This is a genomic window from Pseudoclavibacter sp. RFBJ3 (assembly GCF_002931375.1).
GTDB lineage: Bacteria > Actinomycetota > Actinomycetes > Actinomycetales > Microbacteriaceae > Pseudoclavibacter.
Window position 1 is genome coordinate 1 of record NZ_PSXZ01000031.1, and the last position, 10,830, is coordinate 10,830.

8 protein-coding genes are annotated in these 10,830 nt (G+C 70.1%); 3 read left to right on the forward strand and 5 right to left on the reverse strand.

What is annotated here, in order from left to right; translation table 11 throughout:
• The 5 genes from C5E07_RS18695 to C5E07_RS18715 all read right to left on the reverse strand — a co-directional run.
• Positions 1-1,083 (reverse strand): LacI family DNA-binding transcriptional regulator (locus C5E07_RS18695; RefSeq protein WP_104301554.1); only part of this gene is annotated, 1,083 nt, incomplete at its 3' end.
• A 100-nt stretch (positions 1,084-1,183) separates the two neighbouring features.
• On the reverse strand, positions 1,184-2,041 hold the full coding sequence (locus C5E07_RS18700) for a DUF6807 family protein (protein WP_104301556.1): 858 nt from the start codon (positions 2,039-2,041) through the stop codon (positions 1,184-1,186).
• Positions 2,038-3,105: a Gfo/Idh/MocA family protein gene (locus C5E07_RS18705; RefSeq protein ID WP_104301558.1), complete on the reverse strand. Its 1,068-nt coding sequence runs from the start codon at positions 3,103-3,105 to the stop codon at positions 2,038-2,040. Before C5E07_RS18705 ends, C5E07_RS18700 begins: the two co-directional genes overlap by 4 nt.
• Positions 3,106-3,223: 118 nt before the next feature.
• Positions 3,224-4,564 (reverse strand): MFS transporter, encoded by a 1,341-nt coding sequence (locus C5E07_RS18710; protein ID WP_104301560.1) that lies wholly within the window; start codon positions 4,562-4,564, stop codon positions 3,224-3,226.
• Positions 4,565-4,675: 111 nt separating this feature from the next.
• The gene (locus tag C5E07_RS18715) at positions 4,676-5,731 is read right to left on the reverse strand and encodes an FUSC family protein (protein ID WP_146080661.1); all 1,056 of its coding nucleotides are present in this window, start codon (positions 5,729-5,731) and stop codon (positions 4,676-4,678) included.
• A 310-nt stretch (positions 5,732-6,041) separates the two neighbouring features.
• Here C5E07_RS18715 and rhaI point away from each other — a divergent pair, with 310 nt between their 5' ends.
• The 3 genes from rhaI to C5E07_RS18730 are packed head-to-tail and all read left to right on the forward strand — an operon-like array spanning position 6,042 to position 10,765.
• A complete protein-coding gene (rhaI, locus tag C5E07_RS18720) occupies positions 6,042-7,208 on the forward strand; it encodes an L-rhamnose isomerase (protein ID WP_104301564.1) in 1,167 nt (388 codons plus the stop codon).
• A gap of 42 nt (positions 7,209-7,250) precedes the next feature.
• Positions 7,251-9,287 carry a bifunctional aldolase/short-chain dehydrogenase gene (locus C5E07_RS18725; RefSeq protein WP_104301566.1) on the forward strand — a complete coding sequence of 679 codons (2,037 nt, stop codon included), beginning with the start codon at positions 7,251-7,253 and terminating at the stop codon, positions 9,285-9,287.
• Positions 9,284-10,765 carry a rhamnulokinase family protein gene (locus tag C5E07_RS18730; protein WP_104301568.1) on the forward strand — a complete coding sequence of 494 codons (1,482 nt, stop codon included), beginning with the start codon at positions 9,284-9,286 and terminating at the stop codon, positions 10,763-10,765. The genes C5E07_RS18725 and C5E07_RS18730 overlap by 4 nt, the downstream gene beginning before the upstream one ends.
• Positions 10,766-10,830: the final 65 nt, after the last annotated feature.

Below are 10,830 nucleotides of genomic sequence, written 5' to 3' on the forward strand. Positions count from 1 at the left end.
CCCGCTCTTCGCCGACGGCGCCGCCCTGCGCACCGCCGTCGACGCCGTGATCGAGCCCTTCGACGGCACCTTCGATGTCGTCGCGGGCGTCGAGGCGCGGGCGACGAGCTCGGGGGTGAAGCGGATGTGCTCGGGGGTCGACTTCGGGTCCCGGGCCGCGGCGACGAGCAGGTCCATGGCCTTCGAGCCGATGAGGTGCGCCGGCTGGTGGATGGAGCTGAGCGAGGTCGAGGCGAAAGCCGCGAAGTCGATGTCGTCGTAGCCGATGAGCGCGATGCTCTCGGGCACCGTCGCGTGGCTGGTGCCCTGGAGGCTCTGCAGGAGCCCGAGCGCGAGCATGTCGTTCGCCGCGAAGACCGCGTCGGGGAGATCGACGCCGTCGCGCTCGGCGAGGAGCAGCCCCGCCCGCCTGCCCTCGGACATGGAGAGCGCATCCGTCGTCAGCACCTCGAGCGTCGCGCCCGGGACCTCGCGCACCGCGTCGCGGGCGCCCTCGAAGCGGTCGGTGACCTGCTGGATCTCCATCGGCCCGCCGAGGAACGCGACGCGGCGGTGCCCTGTCTCGAGGAGATGCTCGACGGCGATGCGGCCGCCGGTGCGGTCGTCCACGGCGACGGACGGGTAGCGTTCGTCGGCGCTCTCACGGTCGACGAGCACGACGGGGGTTCCGCGCTTGTGGAGCCGCTCGAGCTGGGGCATGTTGGCGGCCATGGGGGTGACGAGCACGCCGAAGACCCGCTGCTCCTCGAAGAGGCCGAGGTGGGTGCGCTCGCGTTCCTCCTGCTCGTCGCTGTTGGCGACGAGGACGGAGAAGCCGAGCTCCGCGGCGCGCTCTTCGGCGCCTCGCGCGACCTCGGTGAAGAACGGGTTGCGGAGGTCGAGGACGATGAGGCCGACGGTGCGGCTCTCGCCTGCGCGCAGCTGCCTGGCGGCGTCGTTGCGCACGAAGCCGAGCTCCTCGATGGCCGACTGCACCTTGTCGACGGTGGCCTTCGAGACCTTCTCTGGGTGGTTCAGCACGTTCGAGACCGTGCCAACGGAGACGCCTGCGAGTGTCGCGACGTCGCGCACGCTGACTGCCATGGGCCTCCTTCGGTGTACAGCGATGCTAGGGCACGCGGGGTCTGCGGGGCGGGTGCCTCGCTCGTGGGCGGCAACTCCGAAGACCGCGGGGGCTCGCCGCTCAGGCCTCGTCGAGCAGACGGGTGATGCGTTCGGCGCGGAGCGGCGAGTCGGAGAGGAGGATGCGCCAGCGCCACGTCGCGCTCTCGCCGGGCCCCAGCCTCCACTCCTCGTGGAAGAACGGAGCCGCGCAGAGCATGGGGGTGGCGTCGTTCCGCACGAACCACGGGGTGGGGGAGACCGGGTTCGCCGGATGCGCGCCCATGACGACGGTCACGGGTCCGCTCTCGAGACCCAGCCAGGCGGCTTCCGCGCCGTGCAGGGTGGCGTCCGGGTCGGCGGGCAGCAGCGGCGACAGCGGGCGCGCGCCCGAGAAGCTGGGGTGCAGTCGCAGGAACAGTCCGCCGTAGCCGGCGTCCGGGCGGCCGGCGGTCGTAGGCGAGCCGAACGCGAGCTCGGCGTCGCGGAGGTTCGTCCAGCGGCTGCTGACATCGAGGACGCCGACGCTGCGCCCGTCGTCGTCGCGGATGCTCGCGTCGAGCATCCGCTCTTCCCGCAGGAACGCGGAGCCGTCGGCCTCGCGCCACGTGAGCCGCGTGCCGTCGACCGGCTGCGTCTCCTCGACCGTCTGCGAGCCGTTGTTGTCGAGCTGCACGTAGCCTCGACCATCCACCCACGTCACGCCGCCCCACAGGTTGACGTCATGAACGGCGTCGCCGATGCGGATGTTCGCGACGGTCACGGAGAGGCCCCAGTGCCAGGTGTGGTCGGCGGGCCGGAAGTCGCTCACGACGGCGCCCGCGGGGGTGCGCAGCGGATGCACGTAGGGGCGGGGCGACTCGATCGGCAGCGCGCTCGGGTCGCGGTGCACGACCGTGCCGAGGCCGAAGGGCAGCTCTTCGCGGGAGGGTGAGCTCATGACCGGCGCTCGTCGCGCACCCGAGCGGACATCTGTGCGCGCAGCTCGCCCGATTCTCTGACCTCACGGAGGGCGACGGCGGCCGAGCGCTCGCTCGACGCGTAGAGGGCGGCCACGATCTCCGTGGACCTGGCGGGCGCGGAGGCGACGTCCGGCAGCGCGGCACCTGCCGCGAGGGCGGGGTAGACGGCGTCGATGTAGGCGTCGTGCCCGCTCGCCCGCTCGGCCGCGGGGAACGCCCAGCTGCTCGGCGCATCCGCCCCCGGGCGTGGGGTGATGCGCCAGTCGGCGTGCCCGTGCCCGTAGAGGTGCTCGAGCTCGACCGTCGCGAGCTCGGTGTCGATGCGGATGGAGCTCGCCTGCCTGGGTGAGACGGCGCTGGTCATCGCCGTCGCGACGACGCCGGACTCGAAGCGCAGCACCGCCGTCGAGACGTCCTCCGTCTCGATGTCGCGCGCGAGGCGCCAGGTCTGGCCCTGGACCTCATCCACCTCACCGAGGAGATAGGCGAGCAGGTCGAGCTGGTGGATGCCGTGGCCGAGGGTCGTCCCGCCGCCTTCGTTCGCCCACGTGCCTCGCCAGGGCGCGGCGAAGTACGTGTCGTCCCTGAACCAGAAGGTGTCGCAGCGGGCGAGGAGCGGGCGCCCGAGGTGGCCGTCGTCGAGGAGGCGCTTGACGTGCGCCGTCGCGGTGCCGGTGCGCTGCTGGAAGACCACGGCGAGGTGCCTGCCTGCGGCCTCGCCGGCTGCGACCATCCGGTCGACGTCGCGGAGGGTGAGCGCCGGCGGCTTCTCGACGACGACGTGAGCTCCGCGCGCGAAGGCTTCTTCGGCCTGGGCCGCGTGCCCTGCCGGCGGGGTGCAGAGGTGCACGACGTCGAGGTGCCCGTCTGGCAGCGAGGTCGCGGAGCGCGGGATGCCGTACTTCTGGGCGAAGGCGGCTGCCCGGTCCGCGTCGACGTCCACGGCGACCACGACCTCCGCGTCGTCCCTGGCCGCGATCGCCTCGGCGTGCAGTCGAGCGACGTCGCCGGTGCCCACGATGGCTGCGCGCATTCTCGTCATGGTGTCCTCGTTCCGTCGTGATGCAGTCTCGCCGATGCCGGCGCGTGCGGTGTCCTCGATGCCGGTCGAGGCCGCCCCCGCGCGGGGGCGGCCTCGGTCAACGCCCCTTCGGGTCGGTTCAATCGTGGTTCTCGATGTCCTTGCCGCGCGTCTCCGGAGTGAACAGCGTCGCGAGGGCTGAGACGGTGGCGATGGCGAGGGTGAGCCCGCCGACGACCAGCGGCACGTTGTCCGAGCCTGGAGGGGCCACGAACGTGAAGATCGAGGGCAGGAAGGCGACGATCATGAGGCCGACGTTCTGCGAGATCGCGAAGCCGGTCACTCGGGTCTGCGTCGGGAACAGCTCCTGGAAGAACGTCGCGAAGGTGGCGTTCCACATCTGGAAGAGCACGCCCATCATGAGGATCGCGAGCACGATCGTGAGCACGAGGTTGCCGGACTGGATGGCGCTGAGGTAGCCGATCGCGACGAGCCCGGATCCGAACGAGCCGACGATCATGAGCGTGCGGCGCCCGATCTTGTCGGAGAGCATGCCGAAGACGGGGATGACGATGACGGCCGCCACGTTGGCGATGAGCGGCACCCACAGGAACGTGGAGGCGGGCATCGCGACGCCGTAGGCCTCCTGCGTCGCGAAGCTCGTTCCGAAGACGAGGGTCGTGACGCCGGCGACGTTGGCGAGGGTCATGAGGATCGCGCGGAAGACCGTCCAGCCGTTGTTCTTGAAGAGCTCGATGACGGGCGCCTGGCGGTTCTGGGCCTGCTGGACCGCGAGCGAGCGGGTGTAGGCCGGCGGCTCTTCGACGTGCTTGCGGATGAGGAAGCCGGCGAGGACGACGACGGCACTCAGCATGAACGGGATGCGCCAGCCCCACTCGATGAAGGCTTCGTCCGTGAGGACCGCGGTGAGGGGGATGAAGACTGCGGTCGCGATGATCGAGCCGGCCTGGGTGCCCTGCAGGCCGAAGCTCGCGAAGAACCCTCGTCTGCCTGCTGGGGCGTGCTCGACGATCATGGCGCTCGCACCGCCGAGCTCGCCGGCGACGGCGAAGCCCTGGATGAGGCGCAGGAACACCAGGATCAGGGGCGCCCAGAGGCCGATCTGGTCGTAGGTGGGGAGGAACCCGACGGCGAGCGTCGAGAGGCCCATGAGGAGCATCGCGATGACGAGCACGTTCTTGCGGCCGTGCTTGTCTCCCCAGTTGCCGAGCACGATGGCGCCGATGGGGCGCGCGACGTAGCCGACGGCGTAGGTCGCGAGCGAGGAGATGAGGGCGACGGTGGGGTCGCCGGTCGGGAAGAAGACGACGGGGAAGACCAGCGCCGCCGCCTGCGAGTAGAGCGTGAAGTCGTAGTACTCGAGGACGCTGCCGATCCATCCGCTGAGCGCGGCCTTGCGGGGCGTCTTGCCCTCGTTCTCCTGTGACACCGCACCAGTGTCACTCTGTGTTCTCGTCATTGAAAATCCTCGTCATCTTTGACCGTGTTCGATATCCCACTCGGAGCGGGTAAGCGCTTTCCACTTTGCCACTCGCTCTGAAACGTGTCAAGCGAGATCGCGACGAAGGTCTCAACCCGCCGACTGCGCCCGCGAGCGCTCCACCCAGCGCCAGGCCAGGGCGGCCACGATCACGACGGCGACGCCGACGCCCGTCTCCAGGATCCTGGCCAAGAGCAGGGTGAGATCGGGCTGCGGGTGCGCGAAGTCGAGCATGACCAGCGCCAGCGGGGTGACGAAGACGAGGGCGAGTCCGTAGTTGCGCACGACGAACAGCTCCGCGCACATCTGCAGCACACAGATGATGGCGATCGTCACGAGCGGAGGCAGGTCGACGGCCATGATCAGCCACGCGACGCCCACTCCGGCGATGGTCCCCGTGAGGCGGTGGCCGGCCCGCACCAGCTGCTCGTCGGGGCCCGAGGTCGCGAGCGCGGCGGCGGCCGCGACCATGGCCCAGTAGGGGTAGTCGAGCCCGAGAGATGTGGGGATGAGCCCCGCGACGCCGACGACGAGGCCGACCCCCACTGCCGCGCTGATGCGCAGCCTCTCGGGTCTGGTCGGGGCGGCGGATGCTCGTGCCCGGCGCTCGACGTCGCGGGCGGCTGGGCGGACCAGGCCCGAGATGCCGACGATCAAGGCGAAGGCCGCCGACGCGGCGGCCGTGCCGGCCGCGAGGAGCGCATCCGCCTCGCCTCCCGGGATGGAGGCCGTCGCGGAGAGCGCGAAGACGGGAAAGAGCGCGCCAGTCGGCTTCCATCCGAACCGCTGGGCGGCGCCCGTGATGACCGCCGCGTAGGCGGCGGTCGCCGGGAGGACGAGCCACTCGCGCTGCTCGGAGAGGCTCACTGCGGCGCCGACGCTGACAGCGCCGACCATGCCGACGGCCACGCCGCTCTGCAGGCGAGCGCGGATCACGTGCGAGTGGCTGCGCCCGTAGAACGAGACGAAGGCGCCGAAGGTCGAGTAGAGCGCGAGCTCGACGTGCCCGATGCTCCACAGGATCAGGAGTGGGACGCCCACGGAGATGCCAGCGCGGACAGCGACACGGTGGGCGCCGTTGTGGGGGCCGAGGTCGAGGAGGCGGCGGGGGTGTGGCAGCTCGGCCATCGGGTGGGTTCGTGTCATGTGCGTGCGATGGTCCCTGCTCGTGCGGTGTCCTGGAATGCGCTTTCCGAGGGTAGTGGATGCGGGTTTCACCCGTGTTCACGCGGATGTCGCGCCCGGCTCACCCCGGTGGGCGGACGTGAACCGCCGCACGTGCTTGACACGATTCACTCCGGCTCGTAATCTGAGATCACTGAAACGATTCAATACGGTTCGGCGCGAATCAGGCATCCCCGCTCGCCCGCATACCGTGAATCGAGTTCCCGAAGCCGTGGACGACGTCGTTCGGCCCGGGAGCGCATCCGCAACCGACCAACGAAGGCGACGAACCGTGAGCATCCTCTCCGCAGACCAGCTTGCAGCGCTCGAAGGACAGGGCATCGAGCTCCCGTCCTGGGCGTTCGGCAACTCAGGCACCCGATTCAAGGTGTTCCAGACGGCAGGCACGCCGCGCGACCCGTTCGAGAAGATCTCCGACGCAGCCCAGGTCAACACGTACACCGCGCTCGCCCCCAGCGTGGCCCTGCACATCCCGTGGGATGTCGTCGACGACTTCGCCGCGCTCCGCAAGCACGCCGAAGACCTCGGCGTCGAGCTCGGCACGATCAACTCCAACACGTTCCAGGACGACGACTACAAGTTCGGCGCCCTCACGCACGAAGACGCAGCGGTGCGCCGCAAGGCCATCGACCACCACCTCCGCTGCATCGACGTCATGGACGAGACCGGATCGCGCGACCTGAAGATCTGGCTCGCCGAGGGCTCCAACTACCCCGGCCAGGCCGACCTCCGCGGCCGTCAGGACCGCCTGCACGACTCGCTGCAAGAGATCTACGCCCGCATCGGCGACGACCAGCGCCTCGTGCTCGAGTACAAGTTCTTCGAACCGGCGTTCTACCACACCGACGTTCCGGACTGGGGCACGAGCTACGTGCAGGTCGCGGCCCTCGGCGAGAAGGCCATGGTCTGCCTCGACACCGGCCACCACGCGCCCGGCACCAACATCGAGTTCATCGTCATGCAGCTGCTGCGCCTCGGACGCCTCGGCTCCTTCGACTTCAACTCGCGCTTCTACGCCGACGACGACCTCATCGTCGGCTCGGCCGACCCGTTCCAGCTGTTCCGCATCCTCGCCGAGGTCATCCGCGGCGGTGGGCTCAACAACCCCGACGTGGCCTTCATGCTCGACCAGTGCCACAACGTGGAGTCGAAGATCCAGGGCCAGATGCGCTCCGTCCTCAACGTGCAGGAGATGACGGCCCGCGCGCTGCTCATCGACAAGGACGCCCTCACGGCGGCGCAGAAGTCCGGCGACGTGCTCGTCGCGCACGAGATCTACATGGACGCGTTCTCGACCGACGTGCGCCCCGCCCTCGCCGAGTGGCGCGAGTCGCGCGGCCTGCCCGCGAACCCGCTCGCCGCGTTCCGTGCATCCGGGTACGAGCAGCAGGTCGCCGAGGAGCGCGTCGGCGGCGTCCAGGCCAGCTGGGGCGCGTAAGCGTCACCCCTCACCGACCTCACGAGCTTCGAAGGAACTGACATGACGAACCCAGCAGCAGCCGATCTCATCTCGCGCAGCAACCGCCTCGGCGAAGACCCCAAGAACACGAACTACGCGGGTGGGAACACCTCCGCGAAGGGCACCGAGACCGACCCGGTGACGGGCGAGCCCGTCGAGCTGCTCTGGGTGAAGGGCTCCGGGGGAGACCTCGGAACGCTCACCGAGCAGGGCCTCGCCGTGCTCCGCCTCGACCGCTTCCGCGCGCTCACGAACGTCTACCCGGGCGTCGAGCGCGAGGACGAGATGGTCGCGGCCTTCGACTTCTGCCTGCACGGCAAGGGGGGCGCGGCCCCGTCGATCGACACGGCCATGCACGGCCTCGTGGATGCGGCGCACGTCGACCACCTGCACCCCGACTCGGGCATCGCGATCGCGACAGCTGCCGACGGCGAGGAGCTGACGGCGAAGATCTTCGGCGACAAGGTCGTCTGGGTGCCCTGGCGCCGCCCCGGCTTCCAGCTCGGCCTCGACATCGCCAACATCAAGGACGAGAACCCGCAGGCCATCGGCTGCATCCTCGGCGGGCACGGCATCACCGCCTGGGGCGACACCTCCGAGGAATCGGAGCGCAACTCGCTCTGGATCATCGAGACCGCATCGGCGTACATCGATGCACACGGCAAGGCCGACCCCTTCGGCGGCGTCGTGAGCGGCTTCGAGGCGCTCCCCGCCGACGAGCGCCGTGCACGCGCGGCGGCCCTCGCGCCGTCGATCCGCGCCGTCGCCTCGCACGACGCCCCCATGATCGGGCACTTCACCGACGATGAGCGCGTGCTCGACTTCCTCGCGAGCGAGAAGCTCACCGAGCTCGCCGCCCTCGGCACGAGCTGCCCCGACCACTTCCTGCGCACCAAGGTCAAGCCGCTCGTGCTCGACCTGCCGACCACGGCATCCGTCGAGGAGCAGCGCGCTCGCCTCGAGGAGCTGCACGCGGCGTACCGCGCCGACTACAAGGCCTACTACGACAAGTTCGCGACGGCCGAGTCGCCCGCCATCCGTGGCGCCGACCCGCTCATCGTGCTCGTCCCCGGCGTCGGCATGTTCTCCTACGGCAAGAACAAGCAGACCGCCCGCGTCGCCGGTGAGTTCTACTTGAACGCGATCAACGTGATGCGCGGCGCCGAGGCCCTCTCGAGCTACTCCCCGATCTCCGACGAGGAGAAGTTCCGCATCGAGTACTGGGCGCTCGAGGAGGCGAAGCTGCAGCGCATGCCGAAGCCCAAGACGCACCAGGGCCGCATCGCCTTCGTCACGGGTGCCGCATCCGGTATCGGCAAGGCCATCGCGACCCGCCTCGCAGCCGAAGGCGCGTGCGTCGTCGTCGCCGACCTCGACCTCGAGAAGGCACAGGCCGCCGCCGCCGAGCTCGGTGGCACCGACGTCGCGATCGGCGTCGCAGCGAACGTCGCGGACGCCGCCGGCGTGCAGGCCGCCATCGACGCGACCCTCCTCGCGTTCGGCGGCATCGATCTCGTCGTCAACAACGCGGGCCTCTCCCTCTCGAAGCCGCTCCTCGAGACGACCGAGAAAGACTGGGACCTGCAGCACGACGTCATGGCGAAGGGCTCCTTCCTCGTGTCGAAGGCCGCCGCCAAGGCGCTCATCGAGCAGAAGCTCGGCGGCGACGTCATCTACATCTCCTCGAAGAACTCGGTCTTCGCTGGCCCGAACAACATCGCGTACTCGGCGACGAAGGCCGACCAGGCCCACCAGGTCCGCCTCCTCGCGGTCGAGCTCGGCGAGCACGGCATCCGCGTCAACGGCATCAACCCCGACGGCGTCGTGCGCGGATCCGGCATCTTCGCGGCAGGCTGGGGCGCCAACCGCGCCGCGACCTACGGCGTGAAGGAAGAGGACCTCGGTCAGTACTACGCGAACCGCACCATCCTCAAGCGCGAGGTCGTGCCGGAGAACGTCGCCGACGCGGTGTACGTGCTCACGGGGCCAGAGCTCACACGCACGACCGGCCTGCACATCCCCGTCGACTCGGGCGTCGCGGCGGCCTTCCTGCGATGACCGAGTCTGCTGCGCAGGGATCGAGCGCCGCAGGCCGGGGCGGGGCGGATGCGCCCCGCACGGTCGCGGCGGTCGATCTCGGAGCCACGAGCGGTCGCGTCATCACGGGCACGATCACGGACGGCGTGCTCACGATGCGCCACGAGGCGCGCTTCCCGAACAACCCCGTCCGCACACGCGACGGGCTGCACTGGAACCTCCTCGGCCTCTACCAGCACGTCCTCGACGGGCTGGCCGCGGCTGAGCGTGACGCACCTGGCCAGATCGCGAGCATCGGCATCGACTCGTGGGCGGTCGACTACGCGCTGCTGCGCGAGGGTCGTGTCCTCGGTGTCCCGTACGCGTACCGCGACGAGCGGACCGCCCGGGGCGTCGAAGCCGTGCATGCCATCGCCTCCGCCGAGGAGCTCTACCGCCGCAACGGTCTCCAGCACCTGCCCTTCAACACGGTCTTCCAGCTCGCGACCGACGGTGAGCTGCTGGGCCTCGCCGACCAGCTGCTGCTCCTGCCCGACCTGCTTGCCTACTGGCTGACGGGCGCGCAGGTCGCCGAGCGCACCAACGCCTCCACGACGGGTCTGCTTCGCGCCGACACGCGTGAGTGGGATGCGGAGCTCGCCGAGCGCGTGGGGGTCCCCGCCCGCATCCTGCCGCACCTCGTCGACCCTGGTGCCGTGCTCGGCTCGCTCGAGGGCGAGGCGGCCCGCGTCGTCGGGCGTGACATCGAGGTCGTCGCGGTCGGCTCCCACGACACGGCCTCCGCGATCGTCGCCATCCCCAACGAGGGGCGCGACTTCGCGTACATCTCGTGCGGCACGTGGGGCCTCGTCGGCCTCGAGCTCGACGAGGCGGTCGTCACCGACGCCGCCCGCGAGGCGAACTTCACGAACGAAGGCGGCGTCGACGGCCGCGTGCGCTTCCTGCACAACGTCATGGGCCTCTGGCTGCTGTCGGAATCGCAGCGGCACTGGGAGCCGGCGGCGACGGATGCGCAGCGCTCGAGCACCCTCCAGCAGCTGCTCGCCGACGCGGCCCAGGTGGGCGGCGACGTGCCGATCTTCGACGTCAACGACCCCGTCTTCATGGCGCCAGGCGACATCCCAGGGCGCATCGCCGACTGGCTCACCCAGCGTGGCCTCGAGGCACCGACGGCGCCAGCCGGCATCGTCCGCTCGATCGTGGAGAGCCTCGCGCAGGCATTCGCCGAGGCCGTCACGACAGCCGCGGCCCTCGCCGAGCATCCGGTGAGCGTCATCCACATCGTCGGCGGCGGATCGCAGAACGCGCTCCTCTGCCAGGCGACGGCCGACCGATCCGGGATGCCCGTGCTCGCGGGCCCCGTCGAGGCGACCGCGATGGGTAACCTGCTTGTGCAGGCGCGCGCGCACGGCTGGATCCCCGACAGTCTCTCTGAGATCCGCTCCATCGTCGCCAGATCGACGCAGATCATCCGCTACGACCCGAAGATCACCCGATAGAAGCAAAGGCAGCTGCCCCATGGTGAAACGTCAAGCCCCCAAGCCCCTCGAGCTGCTCGAGCTCA

Bases quoted from the DNA above. Each gene is read 5' to 3' on its own strand.
- C5E07_RS18730 (WP_104301568.1), top strand. From the start codon at position 9,284: ATGACCGAGTCTGCTGCGCAGGGATCGAGCGCCGCAGGCCGGGGCGGG.
- C5E07_RS18725 (WP_104301566.1), top strand. From the start codon at position 7,251: ATGACGAACCCAGCAGCAGCCGATCTCATCTCGCGCAGCAACCGCCTC.
- C5E07_RS18700 (WP_104301556.1), bottom strand. From the start codon at position 2,041: ATGAGCTCACCCTCCCGCGAAGAGCTGCCCTTCGGCCTCGGCACGGTC.
- C5E07_RS18715 (WP_146080661.1), bottom strand. From the start codon at position 5,731: ATGACACGAACCCACCCGATGGCCGAGCTGCCACACCCCCGCCGCCTC.
- C5E07_RS18710 (WP_104301560.1), bottom strand. From the start codon at position 4,564: ATGACGAGAACACAGAGTGACACTGGTGCGGTGTCACAGGAGAACGAG.
- C5E07_RS18705 (WP_104301558.1), bottom strand. From the start codon at position 3,105: ATGACGAGAATGCGCGCAGCCATCGTGGGCACCGGCGACGTCGCTCGA.